General features: G+C 63.9%; 21 protein-coding genes. 15 read left to right on the top strand and 6 right to left on the bottom strand.

What is annotated here, in order from left to right; genetic code table 11:
* Nucleotides 1-114 precede the first annotated feature (114 nt).
* The 7 genes from O1Y97_RS23295 (at nt 115) to O1Y97_RS23265 (ending at nt 7381) form a co-directional block, all read left to right on the top strand.
* The gene (locus tag O1Y97_RS23295) at nt 115-570 is read left to right on the top strand and encodes an endonuclease domain-containing protein (protein WP_318762557.1); all 456 of its coding nucleotides are present in this window, start codon (nt 115-117) and stop codon (nt 568-570) included.
* Nucleotides 567-1736, top strand: a complete 1170-nt coding sequence (locus O1Y97_RS23290; protein ID WP_318762556.1) for an acyl-CoA dehydrogenase family protein — start codon at nt 567-569, stop codon at nt 1734-1736. Before O1Y97_RS23295 ends, O1Y97_RS23290 begins: the two co-directional genes overlap by 4 nt.
* Nucleotides 1737-1767: 31 nt before the next feature.
* Complete coding sequence (locus O1Y97_RS23285) at nt 1768-2976, top strand: acetyl-CoA C-acetyltransferase (protein WP_318762555.1); 1209 nt, start codon at nt 1768-1770, stop codon at nt 2974-2976.
* A gap of 22 nt (nt 2977-2998) precedes the next feature.
* Nucleotides 2999-5218, top strand: coding sequence for an FAD-dependent oxidoreductase (locus O1Y97_RS23280; protein ID WP_318762554.1), 2220 nt, complete (start codon nt 2999-3001; stop codon nt 5216-5218).
* 6 nt (nt 5219-5224) lie between these two features.
* A complete protein-coding gene (locus O1Y97_RS23275) occupies nt 5225-5773 on the top strand; it encodes a thioesterase family protein (protein ID WP_318762553.1) in 549 nt (182 codons plus the stop codon).
* A gap of 111 nt (nt 5774-5884) precedes the next feature.
* On the top strand, nt 5885-6535 hold the full coding sequence (locus tag O1Y97_RS23270; RefSeq protein ID WP_108609366.1) for a S24 family peptidase: 651 nt from the start codon (nt 5885-5887) through the stop codon (nt 6533-6535).
* A gap of 6 nt (nt 6536-6541) precedes the next feature.
* The gene (locus O1Y97_RS23265; protein ID WP_318762552.1) at nt 6542-7381 is read left to right on the top strand and encodes a thermonuclease family protein; all 840 of its coding nucleotides are present in this window, start codon (nt 6542-6544) and stop codon (nt 7379-7381) included.
* Nucleotides 7382-7417: 36 nt separating this feature from the next.
* On the opposite strand, the gene O1Y97_RS23260 is transcribed toward O1Y97_RS23265, so the two are convergent.
* The gene (locus tag O1Y97_RS23260) at nt 7418-9067 is read right to left on the bottom strand and encodes a lysine--tRNA ligase (protein WP_318762551.1); all 1650 of its coding nucleotides are present in this window, start codon (nt 9065-9067) and stop codon (nt 7418-7420) included.
* Nucleotides 9068-9225: 158 nt separating this feature from the next.
* On the opposite strand from O1Y97_RS23260, the gene O1Y97_RS23255 reads away from it, so the two are divergent.
* Entirely contained in the window at nt 9226-9639 is a 414-nt protein-coding gene (locus O1Y97_RS23255; protein WP_108610050.1) for a tellurite resistance TerB family protein, read from the top strand.
* A 6-nt stretch (nt 9640-9645) separates the two neighbouring features.
* On the opposite strand, the gene O1Y97_RS23250 is transcribed toward O1Y97_RS23255, so the two are convergent.
* Complete coding sequence (locus tag O1Y97_RS23250; RefSeq protein ID WP_183264050.1) at nt 9646-10488, bottom strand: transporter substrate-binding domain-containing protein; 843 nt, start codon at nt 10486-10488, stop codon at nt 9646-9648.
* A gap of 766 nt (nt 10489-11254) precedes the next feature.
* On the opposite strand from O1Y97_RS23250, the gene O1Y97_RS23245 reads away from it, so the two are divergent.
* Nucleotides 11255-12865, top strand: coding sequence for a glycosyltransferase family 2 protein (locus tag O1Y97_RS23245; protein WP_318762550.1), 1611 nt, complete (start codon nt 11255-11257; stop codon nt 12863-12865).
* Nucleotides 12866-12868: 3 nt separating this feature from the next.
* On the opposite strand, the gene ppk2 is transcribed toward O1Y97_RS23245, so the two are convergent.
* Nucleotides 12869-13807, bottom strand: a complete 939-nt coding sequence (gene ppk2 / locus O1Y97_RS23240; protein ID WP_318764263.1) for a polyphosphate kinase 2 — start codon at nt 13805-13807, stop codon at nt 12869-12871.
* 99 nt (nt 13808-13906) lie between these two features.
* Between ppk2 and O1Y97_RS23235 the strand changes: the two genes are divergently transcribed.
* From O1Y97_RS23235 to O1Y97_RS23225, 3 genes are all read left to right on the top strand, one after another.
* On the top strand, nt 13907-15184 hold the full coding sequence (locus O1Y97_RS23235) for an ATP-binding protein (protein ID WP_318762549.1): 1278 nt from the start codon (nt 13907-13909) through the stop codon (nt 15182-15184).
* A gap of 141 nt (nt 15185-15325) precedes the next feature.
* Nucleotides 15326-16051 (top strand): phosphate signaling complex protein PhoU, encoded by a 726-nt coding sequence (gene phoU / locus O1Y97_RS23230; protein ID WP_108609353.1) that lies wholly within the window; start codon nt 15326-15328, stop codon nt 16049-16051.
* 73 nt (nt 16052-16124) lie between these two features.
* A complete protein-coding gene (locus O1Y97_RS23225) occupies nt 16125-17138 on the top strand; it encodes a magnesium and cobalt transport protein CorA (RefSeq protein ID WP_108609352.1) in 1014 nt (337 codons plus the stop codon).
* 120 nt (nt 17139-17258) lie between these two features.
* Here the strand turns inward: O1Y97_RS23225 and O1Y97_RS23220 are convergent, their stop codons facing one another.
* Nucleotides 17259-17777: a GcrA family cell cycle regulator gene (locus O1Y97_RS23220; RefSeq protein ID WP_108609351.1), complete on the bottom strand. Its 519-nt coding sequence runs from the start codon at nt 17775-17777 to the stop codon at nt 17259-17261.
* A 353-nt stretch (nt 17778-18130) separates the two neighbouring features.
* On the opposite strand from O1Y97_RS23220, the gene O1Y97_RS23215 reads away from it, so the two are divergent.
* From O1Y97_RS23215 to O1Y97_RS23205, 3 genes are all read left to right on the top strand, one after another.
* On the top strand, nt 18131-19324 hold the full coding sequence (locus O1Y97_RS23215; RefSeq protein WP_108609350.1) for an aspartate aminotransferase family protein: 1194 nt from the start codon (nt 18131-18133) through the stop codon (nt 19322-19324).
* Nucleotides 19325-19338: 14 nt separating this feature from the next.
* Nucleotides 19339-20256 (top strand): ornithine carbamoyltransferase, encoded by a 918-nt coding sequence (argF, locus tag O1Y97_RS23210; RefSeq protein WP_318762548.1) that lies wholly within the window; start codon nt 19339-19341, stop codon nt 20254-20256.
* Between the two features lie 116 nt (nt 20257-20372).
* A complete protein-coding gene (locus O1Y97_RS23205) occupies nt 20373-21365 on the top strand; it encodes an Hsp33 family molecular chaperone (RefSeq protein WP_108609348.1) in 993 nt (330 codons plus the stop codon).
* Between the two features lie 4 nt (nt 21366-21369).
* Here O1Y97_RS23205 and apaG read toward each other — a convergent pair whose 3' ends face one another.
* Together apaG and O1Y97_RS23195 are read right to left on the bottom strand one after the other, a co-directional pair.
* On the bottom strand, nt 21370-21762 hold the full coding sequence (apaG, locus tag O1Y97_RS23200) for a Co2+/Mg2+ efflux protein ApaG (protein ID WP_183264045.1): 393 nt from the start codon (nt 21760-21762) through the stop codon (nt 21370-21372).
* Nucleotides 21763-21942: 180 nt separating this feature from the next.
* A complete protein-coding gene (locus tag O1Y97_RS23195) occupies nt 21943-23136 on the bottom strand; it encodes an O-succinylhomoserine sulfhydrylase (protein ID WP_318762547.1) in 1194 nt (397 codons plus the stop codon).
* Between the last annotated feature and the right edge of the window lie 8 nt (nt 23137-23144).

Below are 23144 nucleotides of genomic sequence, written 5' to 3'. Positions count from 1 at the left end.
GAGGCCGAGGTACCCCTCCCCCTTGAGGGGAGGGTGGCCCGTAGGGCCGGGTGGGGTCATCGCGGCCATGCGCCAACGCCGGGCCTGGCGGGATAAGGTGGGAGGATTGGTGGAGTGCCCAGAACCCGCGTCAGCTTCGAAATGCGCCAGAAGGCGCGGTCGTTGCGCAACCATGCGACCAAGGCGGAAAATCTGCTCTGGTACGAATTGCGTGACCTGAAGGCCGGTGGGGTCAAGTTCAGACGGCAGGCCCCTATCGGTCCCTACATTGTCGATTTTGTCTGCCCGCTGTTGAAGCTTGTTGTGGAAGTTGATGGAGATACCCATGAGACCGACAGCGGCAAGCGGCACGATGCAAATCGAGACGCGTATCTGAAATCTCTCGGCTACAAGGTCCTCAGGATTGATGAGCCAGATGTAGTGAACAGTGCTTGGCACGTCGCGCAAATGGTGAGGGAAAAGGCCAGTAGACTGGTCGGCGACCCCACCCGACCGCTTCGCGGCCACCCTCCCCTCAAGGGGGAGGGGGACGTCGGCGCCGTTGCCGCAAAAAATGGATCGGAAGCATGACCAATCCTGCTGAAATTCTCGGACTCCCCAAACCCGCCTGGGCGGCGGACGACGTGGCGATGCTCTACGACATGGCGCACCGCTTCATGTCCGAGGAAATCCTGCCGCACTACGACGCGTTCGAGAAGAACGAGATGGTCGACCGCGCGAGCTGGGAGAAAGCGGGCGCTGCCGGCCTGCTCTGCGCTTCGATGCCCGAGGAATATGGCGGCTCGGGCGGCACCTTCGCCCATGAGAGCGCCATCATCGAGGCGATCGGCCATGTCGGCGTCGACGGCTTCGGCATTGCCCTGCACAATTCGATCGTCGCCCCCTACATCCTGCACTATGGCTCGGAAGAGCAGAAGAAGAAGTGGCTGCCGAAGATGGCGACCGGCGAGCTGATCGGCGCCATCGCCATGACCGAGCCGGGTGCCGGCTCCGACCTGCAGGGCGTCAAGACCCGCGCCGAGAAGGACGGCAACCAGTACCGGATCAACGGCTCCAAGACCTTCATCACCAACGGTCAGCATGCCAATTTGATCATCGTCGTGACCAAGACGGATCCGGCCAAGGGTGCCAAGGGCACGTCGCTGATCGTTGTCGAGACCGACGAGGTCGATGGCTTCGAGCGTGGCCGCAACCTCGACAAGATCGGGCTGAAGGCCAACGACACTTCGGAGCTGTTCTTCAACGACGTGCGCGTGCCGACCTCCAACCTGCTCGGGCAGGAAGAGGGGCAGGGCTTCGTCCAGCTGATGCAGCAGCTGCCGCAGGAGCGGCTGCAGATCGGCACCGGCGCCATCGCCATGATCGAGCGCGCGCTGACCGAGACCATTGACTACGTCAAGGATCGCAAGGCCTTCGGCAAGGCGATCCTCGACTTCCAGAACACCCAGTTCAAGCTGGCCGAGCTCAAGACCGAGGCGACCATCGGGCGCGTCTTCTACAACGACTGCGTCGCCCGTCATATTTCCGGCGGGCTTGATCCGGTAACTGCGTCGATGGCCAAGTATTGGCTGTCGGATCTGCAATGCAAGATCGTCGACGAATGCCTGCAATTGTTCGGCGGCTATGGCTACATGAATGAATACCCGATCGCCCGCATGTATCGCGATGCCCGCGTGCAGCGCATCTATGGCGGTACCAACGAGATCATGAAGTTGCTGATCGCGCGCTCGCTCTGAGCCGCCGGTCCGGAAACCAAGGAGCAGAAAAATGGCTGACGCTTTTGTCTATGACGCCGTGCGCACGCCGCGCGGCAAGGGCAAGAAGGATGGATCGCTGCATGAAGTGCCGGCGGTGCGCCTCGGCGCCAAGGTGCTGGAAGCGCTGCGTGACCGCAACGGGCTCGACACCGCACAGGTCGACGACATCATCTTCGGCTGCGTCGATCCTGTCGGCGAAGCGGGCTCGGTGATCCCGCGCTCGGCCGCCTTTGAAGCCGGCTACGACAACAAGGCGCCGGGCATGCAGATCTCGCGCTTCTGCGCGTCGGGTCTCGACGCCATCAATTTCGGCGCTGCCAAGATCGCCCAGGGCGCCGACGAGATCGTCATTGCCGGCGGCGTGGAATCGATGTCGCGCGTCGGCATGGGCATGTCGGGCGGTGCCTGGTTCATGGATCCCTCGGTTGGCATTCCGGCCTGGTTCATGCCGCAGGGCGTTTCCGCCGACCTGATCGCCACCAAGTACGGCTTTTCCCGCGACGACGTCGACGGCTACGCGGTCGAGAGCCAGAAGCGCGCCGCCAGGGCCTGGGAGAAGGGCTACTTCAAGAAGTCGGTCGTGCCGGTCAAGGACCAGAACGGCCTGACCATCCTCGACCATGACGAGCACATGCGCCCGACCACCGACATGCAGTCGCTGGGCCAGCTCAACCCGTCCTTCGTCATCCCCGGCGAGATGGGCGGCTTCGACGCGATTGCCGTCCAGCGCTATCCCGAGTTGGAAGAAATCAACCACGTCCACCATGCCGGCAATTCGTCCGGTATCGTCGACGGTGCCGCCGCCGTTCTGCTCGGCTCGAAGAAGGCCGGCAAGACGCTTGGCCTCAAGCCCCGCGCCCGCATCCGCGCCTTCTCCAACATCGGCTCCGAGCCGGCGATGATGCTGACCGGCCCGGTCGACGTCACCGAGAAGCTGCTCAAGCGCGCCAAGATGAAGCTCTCGGACATCGACCTGTTCGAGCTCAACGAAGCCTTCGCCTCGGTCGTGCTGCGCTACATGCAGGCTTTCGATATCCCGCACGACAGGATCAACGTCAACGGCGGCGCCATCGCCATGGGCCACCCGCTGGGCGCCACCGGTGCGATGATCTTCGGCACCGTGCTCGACGAGCTTGAGCGCCGCGATCTGAACACCGCTCTCGTGACGCTGTGCATCGGCGCCGGCATGGGCACCGCAACGATCATCGAACGCGTTTGATTTCGGCCGGAAGGAGACAGACATGACCTACACCAACTTCACGGTCGAAACCGATGTCGATGGCATTGCGCTCGTCACCTGGAACATGCCCGACCGCTCGATGAACGTCTTCACCGAGGAGGTGATGAACGAGCTCGACAAGATCATCGACCAGGTCGTTGCCGACGCCGGCATCAAGGGCGCCGTCATCACCTCCGGCAAGGAGACTTTCTCGGGCGGTGCCGACCTCACGATGCTGCAGAAAATGCTGAAGCTCTACGCCAAGGAAAAGGCCAAGGACCCGGAAAAGGCGGCGAAGCTTTTGTTCGATAATGCCGGCCGCATGGGCGCGTTGTGGCGCAAGCTCGAGACCTCTGGAAAACCGTGGGTTTCGGCGATCAACGGCACATGCATGGGCGGCGCCTTCGAGCTGTCGCTGGCCTGCCACGGCCGCGTCGCGGCCGACTCCGACAAGGTCAAGATGGCCCTGCCGGAAGTGAAGGTCGGCATCTTCCCGGGCGCCGGCGGTACCCAGCGCGTGCCCAGGCTGGCCGATCCGCAGTCGGCCCTGCAGATGCTGACCTCGGGCCAGACGCTTTCGCCGCAGAAGGCGAAGGGCATGGGCCTGATCCACGAGATCGCCGAGCCGAAGAAGCTGATCGAGACCGCCAAGGCGATGATCAGGAACGGCCTGAAGCCGGTCCAGCCGTGGGACGAGAAGGGCTTCAAGCTGCCCGGCGGTCCCGTCTATTCGGCGGCGGGCGCCAACCTCTGGCCGCCGGCAATCGCCATCCTGCGCCGCGAGACCTATGGCAACTATCCGGCCGCGACCGCGATCCTGAAATGCGTCTATGAAGGCCTGCTCGTGCCGTTCGACACCGGCCTGCGCATCGAGCAGCGCTACTTCACCGAGATCATGCAGACCAAGGAAGCGGCGGCGATGATCCGCTCGCTGTTCGTGTCGCTGCAGGAGTTGAACAAGGGCGCCCGCCGCCCCGAGGGCATCGCCGACACTAAGTTCAAGAAGATCGGCATCATCGGTGCCGGCTTCATGGGCGCGGGCATCGCCTATGTCACGGCCAAGGCAGGTATCCCAGTGGTGCTTGTCGACCGCGACCAGGAGGCGGCCGACAAGGGCAAGGCGCATTCCGACAGCCTGATCTCCGACCAGGTCAAGAAGGGCCGCGCCAAGGCCGAGGATCGCGAGAAGCTTCTGTCGCTGATCACGCCTTCCGCAGACTATGCCGATCTCGCCGGCTGCGACCTCGTGGTCGAGGCGGTATTCGAGGATTCGGAAGTCAAGAAAGCCACGACCGAGAAGGCGGAAGCCGTGATCAAGTCGTCGGCGGTGTTTGCCTCCAACACCTCGACCATCCCGATCACCTCGCTGGCCAAGAACTCGGCCAGGCCGAAGAACTTCATTGGCATCCACTTCTTCTCGCCGGTCGACAAGATGATGCTGGTCGAGATCATCATGGGCAAGAAGACGGGTGACAAGGCGCTTGCGGTTGCGATGGACTTCGTCCGCGCCATCAAGAAGACGCCGATCGTCGTCAACGACACGCGCGGTTTCTACGTCAACCGCTGCGTGCTGCGCTACATGTCGGAAGCCTTCAAGATGCTGATTGAAGGCGTGCCGGCGGCGATGATCGAAAACGCCGCCAAGGCTGCCGGCATGCCGGTCGGCCCGCTGGCGCTGACCGACGAGACCGCCGTCGACCTGGCCCAGAAGATCATGAAGCAGACCATCAGGGATCTCGGCGAAAAGGCCGTCGATCCGCGCCAGATGGCGCTGATCAACACCATGGTCGACACCCATGGCCGCCTCGGCCGCAAGAACACCAAGGGCTTCTACGACTATCCGGCAAAGCCCGCCAAGAAGAAGCTGTGGCCCGGCCTCAAGGACCTCTATCCGCAGCTCACCCCCGAGAAGGTCGACGTCGAGGAACTCAAGCTGCGCCTGCTGTCGGTCATAGCGCTCGAAGCGGTGCGGGTGATGGAAGAAGGCATCGTCACCGACCCGCGCGAAGCGGATGTCGGCTCGATCCTCGCCTTCGGCTTCGCGCCCTACACGGGCGGTGCGCTGTCCTACATCGACGGCATCGGCGCCAAGAAGTTCGTCAAGATCGCCAAGGACCTGCAGAAGAAATACGGTGCCGAGTTCAAGGCCCCGAAACTTCTCATCGAGATGGCCGAGAAGGGCGAGAGCTTCTACCAGCGCTTCGATCCCTACGCCAAGGCCGAGGAAAAGAAGGCGGCCTGACGCAGCATGTACGTCTGGGCAAGACTGGCACGCATGGCCGCGACGGCATCCCGTCGCGGCCCTTACCGTTTTGGCGATGAGGGCCGGCTGTCGTTCCGCTGCCTGCCGACCGACATCGACTTCAACATGCATCTCAACAACGCGCGCTACATGATGCTGGCCGATGTCGGCCGCATCGACATCTTCATGCGCTCGGGCCTGATCGAGCTCGCCCGCAAGCGGGGCTGGGCGCCGATGCTCGGTGGGCTGCAGACGGTGTTCGTGCGCGAGATCAGGCTGTGGCGCAGCTTCGAGGTGGTGTCCTCGATCGAAACCTGGAGCGGTTCCGAAGTCATCGGCAAGCACCGCTTCGTGCTCGACAACGGCGAGACGGCGGCCCTCATCATGACCAGCGCCGGGGTCTATGACCGCGGCCATAGGCGCTTCGTGCAGATCGACGATCTTGTTGCCGAGCTGGGCTACGACGGAGCAGCGCCGCGCGACGTGAGCGAGGAAGAGCGGATTTTCATCGCTTCGCACAAGGGGTTGAGGACGTTGGCGAAGTCCGAGCGCTGACGCCTGTTCTGATTGGCCGTTCGTTGTCTGTTTGCCTGCTTTGCCGGTGGACAATTGCAACTGGCGTGGTTAAATGCCGAAAGGTATTTTTTCCTGTCTTGAGGGGGCGCCATGCTCTCGCACGAACGTGTCTGGGCCGCGATCGATGCTCTCGCCGAGCGTTATTCGCTTTCGGCGTCGGGCCTCGCCAAGAAGGCCGGGCTCGACTCGACCGCGTTCAACAAATCCAAGCGCCAGTCCGTCGACGGCAGGCCGCGCTGGCCTTCGACGGAGTCGCTCGCCAAGATCATCGATGCCACCAATTCTTCGCTCGAGGAGTTTTTGGGTTTCGTCGAGCCGGTGAAGGCTGCCGGCAAGGCGAGGGGCCGCGAACAGGCGGCGGGCGTGCCGCTGCTCGGCTTCGCCCAGGCGGGCGCGGGCGGCTTCTTCGACGATGCCGGCTTTCCGGCCGGCCAGGGTTGGGAGCTGATCGAACTTCCTGCGCGCGCCACCGATAACTCCTACGCGCTCGAAGTGCAGGGCGACTCGATGCTGCCGCTCTACCGCAACGGCGACGTGCTGATCGTCGAGCCCGGTGCTGCCGTGCGCAAGGGCGACCGCGTCGTGGTCAAGACGATCTCGGGCGAAGTCATGGCCAAGGTGCTGGAGCGGCAGACGCAAGGCGTGATCGAACTGCTTTCGCTGAACCCCGAGCACCCCAACAGGCGTTTCCAGACGGCCGAGGTCGAGTGGGTGGCCCGCATCGTCTGGGCAAGCCAGTAGGGATCCATGCGCCCCGCAGCCATAGCCATCGCAGCCGCCGGTTTCGGCATCGCCACCTTGCTCGTCTCGCTGGGCGGGCAGAGGCTGGCCGCCATCGAGGCGCCGTCCGTCGACGTCATCGACGAGTCCGACATCCAGCAGGCACTTCCGCCTGAAGATGGAGGTGAGGCGCTTCCACCTGAAGACGGCAATACGGCTGCCGTTGCGCCGTCCGCGCCGCAGGCCGAGCCTGAAGCCGTCTCGCGCGCCGTGGCGCCAGATGAAATCGTGCCGCCCGCGCTTGAGCAGGGCGGGCTGGTGCGCGAGGCGCCGCGGGCGCCATTGAGCGAATTGAGCCTGGCCCTGCCGCCGAAGCCGAAGATGCCTGACGACTGGGACGGCACGACCTTGTTCCGGCCAGTCGCTTCTGCCGCCGGCCTGATAGAGGCCAAGGGTTTCAGCGTGGCGATATCGGGCGTGATGGCTGTCGAAACGAGCGAGAAATGTTCGTTCGAGGGCAAGGAGTGGAACTGCGGCGTGCGTGCCCGCACGGCGTTCCGCAGTTTCCTGCGCTCGCGTGCGGTGGTCTGCGATGTGCCGCCCGATGCCGAGCGCGGCGTGATCGTCGCCAGGTGCCGCGTCGGCAAGCAGGATGTCGGCGAATGGCTGGTGGCCAATGGCTGGGTCAGGGCGGACGCCAACGGCCCCTATGCCGAGGCCGGCGCCAAGGCCGAGGCGGAGAAGAAGGGCATTTTCGGGGCGGCACCCGAACGCATCGAAATGACGCTGTCGCCGAGCGGAACCAGCCTGCCCGAGGTCGAGGCGCCGCCTGCGACGGAGCCGGATACCAATAGCTCGCCGCAATGAAAAAGGCCGGCTGCGACAGCCGGCCTTGTTTCGATCCTACGCTGCCAGCTTGCCTTCCAGCGCGCTGCGGATCAGCGCCCGGGTCTCGGCGATGCCGTAAAGCGCTGCGAAGGAGCCGAAGCGCGGGCCGCGCTCCTGGCCGATCAGAACCTGGTAGATCATCTGGAAGAAGGCGCCGGATACGCCGGGGCCGCCTTCCGGGCTCTGCTTGGTGTGGTCCTGGTAGCGCTCGATCTGGCGTGCGACATTGAGCGAGGCGTTCTGGATGGCTTCGCCGTCGGCACCAGCCGGCAGCGCGCCGAGTGCCTTCTCCAGCGCTTCCAGTGCCGCACGTTCGACGTCGTCGGCCGCCCTGAAGGTCTTCGTCGGCTTCACGAAATCGTCGAAGTAACGGACGGCATAGCCGGTCAGCTTGTCGAGTTCCGGATGCGTCTCAGGCGTCACGCCGGGCGCATGGCGCGAGATGAAGCCCCACAATACGCCCTTGTCGTGCGCGTTGGAGGCGCTGACGAGGTTGAGCAGCATCGAGAACGGCACCGGCATGTCGACGACGGGCGGATTGCCCGAATGCATGTGCCAGACCGGATTGCCCAGGCGTTCCTTCCATGCCTGCCGGGGGTAGGCGGAGAGGAAGCTGTAGTACTCGTCCACCGCCTTCGGGATGACGTCGAAATAGAGCTTCTTGGCCTGGCGCGGCCGCTGGTACATGTAGAGGCCGAGGCTTTCGGTCGGCGCGTAGGTCAGCCATTCGTCAATGGTCAGCCCGTTGCCCTTCGACTTGGAGATCTTCTGGCCGTTCTCGTCGAGGAACAGCTCGTAGACGAAATGCTCCGGCGCCCGTCCGCCGAGCAGGTTGCAGATGCGGTCGTAGATCACCGCATTGGTCTGGTGATCCTTGCCGAACATCTCGAAATCGACGTTGAGGGCTGCCCAGCGCATGCCGAAATCCGGCTTCCACTGCAGCTTGACCTTGCCGCCGGTGACCGACAGCGTGGTTTCGGTGCCTTCGTCGTCGAAGGTGATCGTGCCGGCCTTGGCGTCGACGTGCTTCATCGGCACGTAGAGCACGCGGCCGCTCTTCGGCGAGATCGGCAGGAACGGGCTATAGGTCGCCTGGCGCTCCTCGCCGAGCGTCGGCAGCATCACGGCCATGATCTGGTCGTAGCGCTCGACGGCCCGCAGCAGCATCGCGTCGAACTTGCCTGCCCTGTAATACTCGGTCGCGCTGGCGAACTCGTAGTCGAAGCCGAAGGTGTCGAGGAAGCGGCGCAGCATCGCGTTGTTGTGATCGCCGAAGCTGGCATAGTCGCCGCCGAACGGGTTGGGCACGGCAGTCAGCGGCTTGTGCAGGTGCGGCTCGAGGAAGGCGCGGTCCGGCACGTTCTCCGGGATCTTGCGCATGCCGTCCATGTCGTCGGAGAAGCACAGGAGCCTGGTCTTGACCTTGTTTTCGGTCAGCACATGAAAGGCATGGCGTACCATCGTGGTGCGCGCTACCTCGCCGAACGTGCCGATATGCGGCAGGCCCGAAGGGCCGTAGCCGGTCTCGAACAGGACGGTCTCGGGAAGGCCGGTTTTCTTGTAGCGCTCGACGATTTTCTTGGCTTCCTCGAACGGCCAGGCTTTGCTTTCGGCAGCCGCCGCGAGGATTTCCGGGTTGAGATCTATTGAGTTTGATCTCGTCATGTCGAGAGCCCTTTTTATTTGGGCGGAAATTCCGCCGAAGACGGCCATGCTCTATGCGTGCATGCCGCGGGCGTCAACGATTCCGCCCATTTTTCGTTGCGGGAGGGCCGCGGCGTTCCTAAGTTCTGGTGGCATTCAACCCCGTTCTGGAGAATTTCATGCCCATGCCGACCGCCCACGAGGCGCTGATCTACCTGATGGTCGTCACCTCCGCATCGGACCGCGACATGACCGATGTCGAGCTGGCGCGGATCGGCGAGGTGGTCAGGACATGGCCGATCTTCCTGGATTTCGACGCCAAGCGCCTGATTGCGGTGGCGCAGGATTGCCAGATGATGCTGCATGCCGACAACGGCCTCGACGATATCCTCGACACGGCAAGGCGGGTGATCCCCGAACGGCTGCACGAGACCGCCTATGCGGCCGCCTTCGAGGTCGCCTCGGTCGATCTCGAGATGCGCATGGAGGAGGTGCGCGTGCTGCAGCTTCTGCGCAAGCACCTCAGCGTCGACGCCCTGACGCTTGCAGCGATCGAACGCGCCACCAAGGCGCGCCATCGCACGCTGACCTGACGGCGGCTAGAAGAAGCTGACCGGGAAATACCTGAGATAGAGCTCGGCGAAGGTGCCCTTGGCCGAGATCTCGTGCAGCGCGTAGTCGAAGGCGGTCGCAAGGGCCGCGTTGTCAGGCTTGGCAGCGATCGCCAGGCCGGTGCCGAGATATTCCGGCGCCAGGTAAGGGCCGCCGGCAAAGCGGCAGCAGCCGGCGGCATCCGTGCCGGCAAGCCAGAACGACAGGCGCATGCCGTCGCCAAAGACAGCATCCAGCTTGCCGTCCTTGAGGTCGGCATTGAGCCAATCCGGCTTGGTGTAGGTCACAACCTTCACGCTGCCGAAATAGTCGCGGAGCACGCGCTCATGCGCCGAGCCGGCAAGCACGCCGACGCGCTTGCCTTGCAGCTTGTCGACGAGCGGCTCGCTGACGGCTTGCGCCTTGCGCATGATAAAGCGCGCCGGGAACTGGAGGTAGGGCCGCGAGAAGGCGTATTTCTCCCGCGTCGCCGCGGTCGCCGGCACACCGGCGATGATGGCCTCGCCTTCACCCGAATTCAGCGCGCCGTCGAGTTCGGCCCAGGGCAGGGCCTGGATCTGGCATTTCTCGGCAATGCCGAGTTCGGCGCAGACCGCGCGAGCGAGGTCGATATGGAAACCCGACAGCCTGCCGCTCTTGTCGATGAAGTTGAAGGGCGGAAAATCGGTCGTGGTCAGGAAGCGCAGCCGTGGCAGCGTCGACAGGTCGGGCTTCTGCAGGCGCTCCTTGCTGTCCCACAACACCGGCACTTGCGGTTCGGCTGCCTTGGCCGGGCCAAGCAATGCTGCGAGCGAAAACGCGAACGCAAGCAACTGCGGTGCGGGTTTCATGAGTGCGCTCCGGCCCTGGCTGACGCGTCGCTCCTGCAAGCGACGATGTGGTTCGACGTCTCTCACAGAGCGTTTCCGCATCCGGGTGGATGCGCTGGACTGTGAATGGTTGGCAAGAGCTTTAGCGCGTGAAGGCGGCCAGGAAAAGCAATTGTGCAGCAGTGCAATCCGAAGCAGCTGAATTTCGCAAGATATATATCATGATATATTGACCGGGGAGAGTCTCACCCATTTGGAGCATAGCGTCCGGGGTGGCGATATGCATTATTGCCGCGGGGTTAGTTGCAGCACTGGGGATGTTGCAATGAGACTGGACCGGTCGCCGCGGGGGGGATGCACGCGAACGTGCAGGCTGCGTCAAGCAGTCGGTGCGGCATGGTTCGATGACTATCGAAGTATCCAAATTTGCGGCTCGCAGGCCGTGGGTGCGTGATGGTTGCGACGGACTCCAGTCACGCAGCCATCCGCCCCTCTTTTTCTGTCGGCTCTCCCGAACAGACTTTCCTTACAGAAGCCAACGACAACAGCCTCGGTGTCTACGAACTTGCGCTGGCGAACTTGCCGGAGTTGCAGCCGGCACTTGATCGGCTCGGACTTCCGCTCGCAAAACGCCTCGCATTCGCTTCGCGCGCGGCCTTCCATGGCACGACCTTCCAGACGGAATTGCTGGCATCCGGCGAGGTCTCGGAGCAGGCCTTTTTTGCGGCGATGGCCGACGAGATCGGGATCGAATGCCTGACCTCGATCGATCCGCAACGGCTTGCTGATGACCGACGAGGCCTGTTGGGCGCAATTCCACCGCACCGGCCGGGCAATATATGCCAGACTGTGCGAGGCACCGGGACGCCACACGGGGATTGTTGCGCCGGACCAGGCGGGCTGGCGCCTGCTGAAGCAGCGTTGCCAAGCCAGCCCGGATCTCCGGCTGCGCATCAAGGTGGCGGCACCATCGCAACTGCGGGAAGCCTTGCTGGAGCGCTCTCGCCCGATGCTGACGCGATTTGCGGTGGGCAATCTCCACGACAACAGGCCCGACTGTTCGGCACGCAACGTGTTCTGGCCGTGGCAGACCTACAGCCTCGGCATGCTGACGGTGTTGTTGCCTTTCGCCGTCGCCACCGTGCCGATGCTGGCACTTTTTGCCCTGCACCTGTTGCTGGTTTCCTTTTTCATCGCCTGCTCCGCATTGCGCGCCATCGCCGCGATCGCGCGTCCGCCCGTTGTGCAGATGCCGATCTCGCTGCCGCTTTCGCCCGACCTGCCGGTTTATTCGGTGCTGGTTGCACTCTACCGCGAGGCCGACGTGGTGCCCGACCTGCTCGTCGGGCTCGGCATGCTGCAGTGGCCGCGCAGCAAGATCGAGATCAAGCTGGTGTGCGAGGCGGACGATACAGAGACCATCACGGCGATCAGGGCCCACCCTTTGCGCGCCTGCGTCGAAGTCGTGCTGGTGCCGCCATCGCTGCCACGCACCAAGCCCAAGGCCCTGTCCTATGCCCTGCCGCTGGCGCGCGGTGAACTGGTCGTGCTCTACGACGCCGAAGACAGGCCTCACCCGATGCAACTCGCAGAGGCCTGGCGGCGCTTCGAGGCATCCGGTCGCGAACTGGCGTGCCTGCAGGCGCCGCTCGAAATCGCAAACCGGCGTGCCGGCCTGATCGCCAACATGTTCGGCTTCGAATATGCGGCGCTGTTTCGCGGCCTGCTGCCCTGGCTCGCCCACAACCGGATCATGCTGCCGCTGGGCGGCACATCGAACCACTTCCGTCGCGAAGTGCTCGACGAGGTCGGTGGCTGGGACCCCTACAACGTCACCGAGGACGCCGACCTCGCGCTGCGTCTGGCCCGCCATGGCTACCGCTGCGAAACGCTGTCCTGCGCGACCCGCGAGGATGGCCCCGAGGACCTTGTCGCGTGGCACAATCAGCGCGTCCGCTGGTTCAAGGGCTGGATACAGACCTGGCTGGTGCATATGCGCGAGCCAAGCGCCTTGGCCTCTGAACTGCCGCTCGTTTCTTTCGTCGTCACGCAGATCCTGTTTGCCGGCATGGTGCTGTCGTCGCTGCTGCATCTGGTGCTGATCGCGATGCTGCTGGGCCTAGCCGTACAGGTGCTGTTCGACGTGCCGATGAGCCTGTGGCAGTCCTATCTCGTCGCCTTCGACGTCATCAGCATCCTGCTCGGCTATGGCGCCTTCCTGTTCCTCGGCTGGCTGGTGCTCAAGCCCAGGGACCGGCGCGGCTTCTGGAAGCTGTGCCTGTTCACGCCGGTCTATTGGACGATGCTGTCATGGGCGGCATGGTGCGCGCTCTACGAGCTCTGGCGGCGTCCGCACCATTGGGCGAAGACGCCGCATCGCAAGGCTCGTGCGTTCTGAGCTTCAATCCTTCAGGAATTTCAGGCCCTCGGCGATGATCTTGCCGTCGGGCCGACCGACCTCGTCGAGGTCGCGGCCGTCATAGGCCAGCGCGCGCAGGATGTGGCGGATGACGGCGATCCGTCCGCGCCGCTTGTCGTTGGCCTGCACGACGATCCATGGCGCGTGTTTGGTGTGGGTCTTGTCGACCATCAGTTCGACCGCCCTGGTGTAGTCGTCCCACTTGCTGATGCCGGCGATGTCCATCGGCGAGAACTTCCAGCCTTTCAGCGCACTGTGGCGCCTGTCGTGGAAGCGCTTGAGCTGCATCTCCTGGCTGATGTCGAGCCAGAACTTGAAGAAGTGGATGCCTTCGTTGACGATCATCTGTTCGAAATGGGGCGTCTCGTCGAGAAACTGCCGGTGCTGTTCGGGGGTGCAGAAACCCATCACCGGCTCGACGCCCGCCCGGTTGTACCAGGAGCGGTCGAAGGTGACGAATTCGCCGGCCGTCGGGAACTGTGCGACATAGCGCTGGAAGTACCATTGGCCGCGTTCGGTCTCGGTGGGCTTTGTCAGCGCGACGTTGCGCGCCGTGCGCGGGTTCATGTATTCGCGCACCGCAGAGATGGTGCCGCCCTTGCCGGCCGCGTCGCGCCCCTCGAACAACACCAGCACGCGCTTGCCGGTGGCCTGCAGCCAGGCCTGCAGCTTGACCAGTTCGACCTGCAAATGCTCGAGCGTCTGCTCGTATTCCTTTTGCGGCAGCTTGTCGTCGTAGGGGTAGTTGCCTGATTTGAGCGCCTTCTTGTCGATCCAGTCGGGAAGGTTGGGGTCGTTGATGTCGAAGGTGCGCTCGTCCTTGCCGATCTTGATCTCGACCGGGCCGGCTTTCGGTGCCGCATCCGCGGTCGGAGCCGCATGGCCGGCTTCGGCCTTCTTGCTTTCCTTGTCTTTTTTCATGGTCACGGCACCTTTCCAGCTTGGCAAGTCATGCTATTGGGTGGCTAGGAAGCGGTCCAGAGGCTTCTTGAGGGCGCGCGTCGCCGCGGAAAAGTTCGTATGGCTGAGACCAGCACCCAGACGAGGACGAGGCGCACGGCGAAGCTTACCGCCGGTCGGCTCTACCAGAACCGCTGGATGCTTGCCGCGGCGATCCTTGCCGTCCTTGCCGTCCGCCTTTTTGGGGGAGCCTCGGGTGGGTTCACTGCCGCAACTATCGTCGCGCTCGTGCTGGTCGCGCTCATAGCACCGCGCACCCCGGCTGCCCGTCGCATGGCTGAAGCGAGCGCCCGCGTCGAACGCTCGCCGCTCGACAGGCTGTCGGGCGAAAAACTCGCCGCGGCGGTCGCCGAGCCGCTGATCATCTTCGGCCGAGACGGCACCGTGGTCCACGCCAACGAGGCGGCTGAAACCGCCTTCGGCGCCATCAGGCCCCCACTGCCCGTGCTGCTGAAATTCCGCGCTCCCGAGATGCAGGCGCTGATCGAGGCGGTACTTGGCGGCGAGGGAACGGCGCAGACGGCCGACTATGTCGAGCGGGTGCCGTTCGAGCGCGTCTATCGCGTCACGGCTTCGGCGGTTGGCCGCGGTACCGGCCTTTTCGTGCTTGCCTTCAAGGATCAGAGCGAGGCGCGCCGGATCGACCGCATGCGCGCCGACTTCATCGCCAATGCCAGCCATGAACTGCGCACGCCGCTGGCCTCCATCGCCGGTTTCGTCGAGACGCTGCGCGGACCGGCCCGCAACGATCCCAACGCACGCGACCAGTTCCTGCAGATTATGCAGAACCAGACCGGGCGCATGGCGCGCCTGATCGACGACTTGCTTTCGCTGTCGCGGCTGGAAATGAAGCCCTATCTCAAGCCCGGTGTGCGCGTCGACCTGCGCCAGACAGTCGAGGCGGTCATCGACTCGCTTGCGCCGCTGGCGGCCGGGACCGGCGTGGTGATCGAGCGTGATTTCGCCGAAGGTCCGCTCGAGGTTCACGGCGACCGCGACGAGCTGTTCCAGGTGTTCCAGAACCTTCTGGAAAATGCCTGCAAATATGGCCAGTCGGGTGGCCGGGTGGTGATGTCGATGAGGCGGTCCACGGAAGGTGGCGAGCCGGAGATCGAGGTGACGGTCCGCGATTTCGGCCCCGGCATTCCGGACGAACATATTCCGCGCGTGACCGAGCGCTTCTACCGGGTCGACGTCGAGACGAGCCGCGCCCACAAAGGCACGGGGCTGGGCCTCTCGATCGTCAAGCATATCCTGACCAGGCATGGCGCGCGCCTGTCGATCCGCTCGAAGCTGGGCGAGGGCTCGGCCTTCACTGTCCATTTCCCCGTTGCCTGAACGACGATCTGCCTGCTTCCTGCAGGCCCTGCGGCAACTCGCAAGTTGCGATCCTTGCCCATTTCTTTTTTCCGTCATGTCGTTAGCCTATGAGTGCGGATTCAGGATCACGATTCCGCGCACATTCCAGGAAGTTCGCCGATGCTTACGCAACACACTGTCCGGGCCTATGACGAAGAACTGCAATTTCTGGCGAGGAAAATTGCTGCGATGGGCGGGCAGGCCGAGCGCATGGTCGATCAGGCGATCAACGCGCTCGTCAATGCCGACCACACCCTGGCCCAGAAGGTCGTCCAGGACGATCTGCTGCTCGACGAGGCCGAGCGCGAGATCGACGACAAGGCGATCCTGGTCATCGCCCGGCGCCAGCCGATGGCGACCGACCTGCGCGAGATCATCGGCGCGATCCGCATCTCGGCCGATCTCGAACGCGTCGGCGACCTCGGCAAGAACATCGCCAAGCGTGTGGCAGCGGTGGCCGAGGGCCGGCAACCGAACAGCCTGTTCCGCGGCCTGGAGGCGCTGGCCGAACTGGCGCTGACCCAGCTCAAGGACGTGCTCGACGTCTACGCGTCGCGCTCGGTCGAGCGCATAGGCATTGTGCGCGACCGCGACGAGCAGATCGACGCCATGTACACCTCGCTGTTCCGCGAGCTCCTGACCTACATGATGGAAGATCCGCGCAACATCACGCCCTGCACGCACCTTCTGTTCGTGGCCAAGAACATCGAGCGCATCGGCGACCATGCCACCAACATCGCCGAGACGATCTACTACATCGTCACCGGCGAGCAGATGCCGCCGGAACGGCCCAAGGAAGACAAGAGCCACGGCGTGACGCTCACCGACGATGGCAAGTCCGGCTGAGGCAGGCCCTTCTTCCCGGCGTGCGGAAGGTCTAGACTAGGAACGTGATCAGGCGGCCTCGCAGGGGTGCAGCATGACCGAATTTGCCAGGAAGTTCGACAAGAGCGCTGAACTGGAGGACGGGGTCGTCGCCTCCAGCGTCTATCTTGGCGGGCGTCGCATCGCCGACATCGCCATCGAGGAGGCTGGCGACTGGGCTGCAAGGGAAGGGCACGTCGTCTGGATCGGCCTGCTCGAACCCAGCCGCGAACTGCTCTTGCGCGTGCAGCAGCAGTTCCACCTCCACGACCTCGCCATCGAGGATGCCGAGCATCCGCACCAGCGGCCGAAGATCGAGCAGTATGGCGACGCGCTGTTCATCGTCGCGCGCACGGCGCAGCTGGTCGAGGGGCGGGTGAACTTCGGCGAAACGCACATGTTTGTCGGCAAGGGCTACATCGTCAGCGTCCGCCACGGCGTATCGACGTCCTATGCTGCCGTGCGCCAGCACTGGGAGAGTTGCCCCAGCGCGCTCGCCAAGGGCGAGGACTTCATCCTCTATGCCATCCTCGACTTCATCGTCGACAACTACATGCCGGTGCTCGAGCAGATCGAGGAAGAGGTCGACCGCATCGAGGACGGCGTCTTGGCGCGGCCGATGACATCAAAGGACATCGAGCGGCTCTACATGCTGCGCCGCGACCTCTTGCGCCTGCGCAATGCCGCCGGGCCGCTGGTCGAGGTCTGCCGCAGGCTCACCAGCGCCGACCTGCCGCAGTTGCGCCCGGCCATGCATCCGCTGTTTCGGGACGTCACCGATCACATCCGCACCGTGCTGGAGAAGGTCGACAATTTGCGCGAGGTGCTGGCCTTCGCCTTCGAGGCGAGCCTTCTCGTCGGCCAGAGCCAGGAAACGGCGATTGCCAAGAAGCTCGCCTCCTGGGCGGCCATCCTCGCCGTTCCGACCGCTCTTGCGGGCATCTACGGCATGAACTTCGCCGACATGCCGGAGTTGCAGTTCAGTTACGGCTATCCCACCGTGCTTGTCGCCATCGCAACGATCTGCTCGGTGCTCTATTGGCGCTTCAAGAAGAACGGTTGGCTGTGAAAGAAGAGCGAATAGCGAATAGGGAGTAGCGAATAGAAAAAGGGCCTCGGGTCGCCTTGACGCCCCGAAGCCCTGAAACTTGTTCTATTCGCTATTCGCTATTCGCTATTCGCTATTCGCTCACCGCGACCTGCGGCGCTCGGAAGCCGGCTGGAAGGCGATCTTCGAGTGATAGCCGCAATAGGGGCCGCTCTCGCCGGCTTCGTTGCCGCAGAAGTTGAAGTCTTCGCTCAGCGGGTCGCCGTTCGGCCACTTGCAGGTGCGCTCGTTGAGCTGCACCAGCTGGAGCCGGCGGGAGATCGGCACGACGACGTTTTCCACCGGGCGGAGATAATGGCGGGCAACCGGCTCGACGTCGAACTGCGCCTGGAGCGCGGTGGCGCCGATGCTGGCGGTAACCGTGCGTGTCACGGTTGCCGTGCGCTGCACCGTCTTGGTCGCGGTGGTCGCCGTGGTCGTCTTCTTCTGGCGCGCCGGGGCTGCCGTCGCGCGGCCGCGGCTCGACAGCTTCAGCCGGTGAACCTTGCCGATGACGGCATTGCGGCTGACGCCGCCCAATTGTGCCGCGATCTGGCTTGCGCTCAGACCTTCCGACCAAAGCTTTCTGAGAAGTTCGACCCGCTCGTCAGTCCAATTCATGAGACCGTGCTCCTGATTTAACGCGCAGAATCCGGAATCCTTTTCCGCCCCGGCAAGCCGGGTGGGCACCACATCTATTCGATGGATATGTCCGCCGCACGAAATCTAGTTATTTCTCAATTACAGTTATCGATGCGCTGACTCTGTGACAAGAGTCCCAGGGGTCTTCACGATTCGGTTTTTACGGTTTTCCCCAACTTGCCGAGTTCGACCTCGCTGCAGCGGCCGGGGAGAGATGGAACGCACGCGTCTATGCGACGTTTTCGTTGACTTTGTGGCCGAAAAACCTGATATAGCCCGCAGGGCCGCCGCTGAGGCGGCTTTTTGATTTTCCGGTTCCGGAGAGGCATATAATGAGCGGATCGGCGCTTTACGAGACGTTTGCTCGCGTACCCCTGGCTTTCGAGCGAGGCGAGGGTTCTTGGCTGATCACCGAGACCGGCGAGCGATATCTCGATTTCGCTGGTGGCATTGCTGTCAATTCGTTGGGCCACAGCCATCCGCATCTTGTTGCAGCGCTGACCGAGCAGGCCGCCAAGTTGTGGCACGTCTCCAACCTCTACCAGATCCCCGGCCAGAGCCGGCTGGGCGAGCGGCTGGCCGAAACTTCGTTTGCCGACCGCGTGTTCTTCACCAACTCGGGCGCGGAAGCGCTTGAGTGCGCGATCAAGACCGCGCGCCGCTACCAGTATGTGAACGGCCATCCCGAGCGGTTCCGCGTCATCACTTTCGAGGGCGCGTTCCACGGCCGCACGCTGGCAACCATCGCCGCCGGCGGACAGGCGAAGTATCTCGAAGGTTTCGGCCCGAAGGTCGAGGGTTTCGACCAGGTCGCCTTCGACGACATCGATGCCGCCGAGAAGCTGATCGGCCCCGAGACGGCGGCGATCCTGCTCGAGCCGGTGCAGGGCGAGGGCGGTATCCGTCCGTTCCCCACGCAGTCGCTGAAGCGCCTGCGCCAGCTGTGCGACAAGCATGGCCTGCTGCTCATTTTTGATGAAGTCCAGTGCGGCGTCGGCCGGACGGGCAAGCTCTACGCCTATGAGTGGGCGGGTGTATCGCCGGACCTGATGGCGATTGCCAAGGGTATCGGCGGCGGCTTCCCGGTCGGCGCCTGCCTTGCCACCGAAGAGGCGGCAAAGGGCATGACGGCTGGCGTGCACGGCACCACCTTCGGTGGCAATCCGCTTGCCATGGCGGTCGGCAACGCCGTGCTTGACGTGCTGCTCGAAGAAGGCTTCCTCGAAGAGGTCAGCCGCAAGGCGTTGCTGATGAAGCAGGGCCTTGCTGCGGTCGCCGACGAGTTCCCCGATGTGATCTCGGAAATCCGCGGCACAGGGCTGATGCTTGGCGTCAAATGCACCATGCCCAATACCAAGGTGAACATGGCGCTGCGCGACCAGAAGCTGCTCGCGGTGCCGGCAGGCGAAAATGTGCTGCGTCTTCTGCCGCCGCTGACGACCACCGACGCAGAGATCCAAGAGGCGCTGGCGCGCATTCGCGCCGGAGCTGCCAGCCTCTCCAAGGCCGCCGCCAACGGCGGGTAAACCAAGGACGTTACATGACCAGCGGAATTCGTCATTTCACCGACCTCTCGGCACTTTCCGGGAGCGACCTTCGCGGGATTCTGGACGATGCGGCTGCGCGAAAGGCGCGGCTGAAAGCTGGCGAACGATCCAAGCCCCTCGAGGGCAAGGTGCTGGCGATGATCTTCGACAAGCCGTCGACGCGCACGCGCATCTCGTTCGATGTCGGCATGCGCCAGCTCGGCGGCGAGACCATCATGCTGACCGGCACCGAAATGCAGCTCGGCCGCTCGGAGTCGATCGCCGACACCGCCAAGGTGCTGTCGCGTTATGTCGACGCGATCATGATCCGCACGACGGCGCATGAGCGGCTGATCGAGCTGACCGAAAACGCCACCATCCCCGTCATCAACGGCCTGACCGACGACACCCATCCGTGTCAGCTGATGGCCGATATCCTGACCTTCGAGGAACATCGCGGCCCGGTGGGCGGCAAGACCTTTGCCTGGACCGGCGACGGCAACAACGTGCTGCATTCACTGCTCGAGGCCTCGGCCCGTTTCAGCTTCAACGTCAACGTGGCGGTGCCGGAAGGCAGCGAGCCGGAGCAGAAGTACATCGACTGGGCAGGCGCCAACGGCGGCAAGGTGATGCTGACGCGCTCGGCCGAGGACGCGGTTCGCGGCGTCGACGCCATTGTCACCGACTGCTGGGTTTCGATGGGGCAGGAGCACCGCGCGCGCGGCCACAATGTCTTCCTGCCGTACCAGGTCAATGCCGACCTGATGAAGCTCGCCAAGCCCGACGCATTGTTCATGCACTGCCTGCCCGCCCATCGCGGCGAGGAAGTGACCGACGAGGTGATCGACGGCCCGCATTCGGTGGTCTTCGACGAGGCGGAAAACCGGCTCCACGCCCAGAAGGCGGTGCTCGCCTGGTGCCTGGGCGCTTGAATGACTGATCCCGCGACCCTATCTGGGGCGGGATCAATCTATTGTCATCAAAGCCATGTTCTGCGACCGTCGGAGGGCCGATTGGTCGCGGAATTGTTTATACGGGATGAGTTCCAGTGACTGAGACCGAACGCAAGCTCGGCGAATTCGGATTCGCCGGCGACGACCATGTTGTTCCATTCGCGGTGGAGCCGCTCGACGTGCGCGGCCGCACCGTGCAGCTTGGGCCGCTGCTCGACCAGATTCTCGAGCGGCACGACTATCCGGAGCCCGTGGCCCGGCTTCTTGCCGAGGCCTGCGTGGTGACCGTTCTGCTCGGTACCTCGCTGAAGTTCGAGGGCAAGTTCATCCTGCAGACCCGCACCGACGGGCCGGTGGACATGCTGGTTGCCGACTTCACCACGCCGCATTCGCTGCGCGCCTATGCGCGCTTCGACGCCGACCGCGTCGATGCGGCGATCGAGGCCGGCATGACCGCGCCCGAGGACCTGCTCGGCAGCGGCGTTCTGGCGCTGACCATCGACCAGGGCGAGCACACCCAGCGCTATCAGGGCATCGTCGAGCTCAACGGCATTACGCTCGAAGAGGCGGCCCGTGCCTATTTCCGCCAGTCGGAGCAGATCCCGACCGACGTGCGCCTGTCCGTGGCAAAGCTCGTCCTGCCCGCCGAGGGCGGCCCGCGCGAACATTGGCGCGCCGGCGGCCTTCTGGCCCAGTTCCTTCCGGATTCGCCGGAGCGCCGGCGCATCCAGGACATGCATGGCGGCGACGGCGACGAGCGCGACGTCAGCGTGCATCCCGACGACAATTCCTGGCAGGAATTGCTGGCGCTGGTTGCCACCATCGAGCCGACCGAACTGATCGACCCGACTGTAGGCACCGAAAGGCTGCTGTACCGGCTGTTTCACGAGCACGGCGCGCGCGTCTATGAAGGCGTGCGCGTTGTCGATGAATGCTCGTGCTCGAGCCAGAAGATCAAGGGCATCCTGCAAGGCTTCACGGCCGAGGAGATCAACGACAGCGTCGAGGACGGCGTCATCCGGGTGGCCTGTGAATTTTGCTCCAAGTCATACGAGTTCGACCCGGCCGAGTTCGCACCGGCCCAATAGCCGGTCAGTTCAGCCTGTGCCGGGCGTCGGGAAGGTCGAGCGAGAAGGCGGGGATGGCGATTTCGAACGTCTCGCCGGCTTCGTTGCGCATGGTGTAGCGCCCGACCATGATGCCCGATGGTGTCGAGAGCGGGCAGCCTGAAGCGTACTGGTAGCTGTCGCCGGGATTGAGTTCGGGCTGGTCGCCGACCACGCCCGGGCCCCTGACCTCCTCGACCTTGCCGCTGGCATCGGTGATATGCCAGTAGCGCGACAACAGCTGGACGAATTCGTCCGAATTGTTCTCGATCGTCACGCGATAACCCCAGACATACCGGTTCTCCGAGGGCTCGGACCGGTCCTCCAGGTAAAACGGCTCGACCTCGACCGCGATGTTGCGGGTGACCGCGCGATACATATGCTGCGCTCCTTGGCCTGCACGACGACAGGGTCGGCCGCTTGGCGCGGCGGGTCAACTCTCGTTTGACGCATTCACGCTGATTGTGATGCGGGTGTGGCGGATTTCACCCTGCCGACGCCTCGCGGCATTAGCCGTGAAGTACGGACTGCGCCCCGCCTTGCGGAGCGCAGCACTCGTTCAGCGGGCTGCCTTCAGCGCATCGCCGATGTCGTTGAGCAGGTCGTCGGCGTCTTCGAGGCCGACCGACAGGCGCAGCGTGCCGTCGTCGATGCCGAGTTCGGCGCGCGCCTCGTCGGTCAGGTTCTTGTGCGTCGTCGTCGCCGGATGCGTGATCAGGCTCTTGGAGTCGCCGAGATTGTTCGAGATCAGGATGATGCGCAGCGCGTTTTCGAAGGCGAAGGCCGCCTTCTTGCCGCCCTTGACGTCGAAGCAGATCAGCGTCGAGCCGCCCTTCATCTGCCGCTTGATGATGTCGGCCTGCGGGTGGTCGGCACGGCCCGGATAGATCAGGCGCGACACTTCCGGCCGCTCTGCGAGGACGTCGGCGATCTTGCCGGCAGTCTCGGTCTGCTGGCGCACGCGCAGCGGCAGCGTCTCCAGGCCCTTGAGCAGCGTCCAGGCATTGAACGGCGACAGGCTCGGGCCGGTATGGCGGAAATAGTCGTGCAGGTTCTCGTCGATCCACTTCTTGTCGGAGAGGATGACGCCGCCGAGGCAGCGGCCCTGGCCGTCGATGTGCTTGGTGGCCGAATAGACGACGATGTGGGCGCCGAGTTCGAGCGGCTTCTGCTGCATCGGCGTGGCGAAGACATTGTCGACGACGACACGGGCGCCGATGGAATTGGCGAGTGCTGCGACCGCCTCGATGTCGATCACTTCGAGCGTCGGGTTGGTCGGGCTTTCCAGGAAGAACAGCTTGGTGTTGGGCTGGACGGCCTTTTCCCAGTTCTCGATGACGGTGCCGTCGACCAGCGTCGCCTCGATACCATAGCGTGGTGCCAGGGTCTCGACGATCCAGCGGCACGAGCCGAACAGGGCGCGGGCGGCGACGATGTGGTCGCCGGCCTTCAGGCTGCACAGGATGGCGGCGGCGACAGCGGCCATGCCGGATGCCGTGGCGCGGGCGTCTTCCGCGCCTTCCAGCATGCACATGCGCTTTTCGAACATGTCGACGGTCGGGTTGGCATAGCGCGAATAGATGAAACCGGGGGTCTCGCCCTTGAAGCGTGCCTCGGCACTTTCGGCGCTGTCATAGACATAGCCCTGGGTGAGGTAGATCGCCTCGGAGGTTTCGCCGAATTCGGAGCGGAGCGTTCCGCCGTGAACTAGGGTGGTCTGCGGGTTCCAGTTGCGCTGCTTGTCGGAGGTCATGAGCCAAA

The organism is Aminobacter niigataensis (assembly GCF_946995915.1).
In the GTDB taxonomy this organism is placed as follows: Bacteria; Pseudomonadota; Alphaproteobacteria; order Rhizobiales; family Rhizobiaceae; genus Aminobacter; species Aminobacter niigataensis.
The sequence above is the reverse complement of the archived record's forward strand: the minus strand, read 5'-3'. Positions and strand labels throughout refer to the sequence as shown.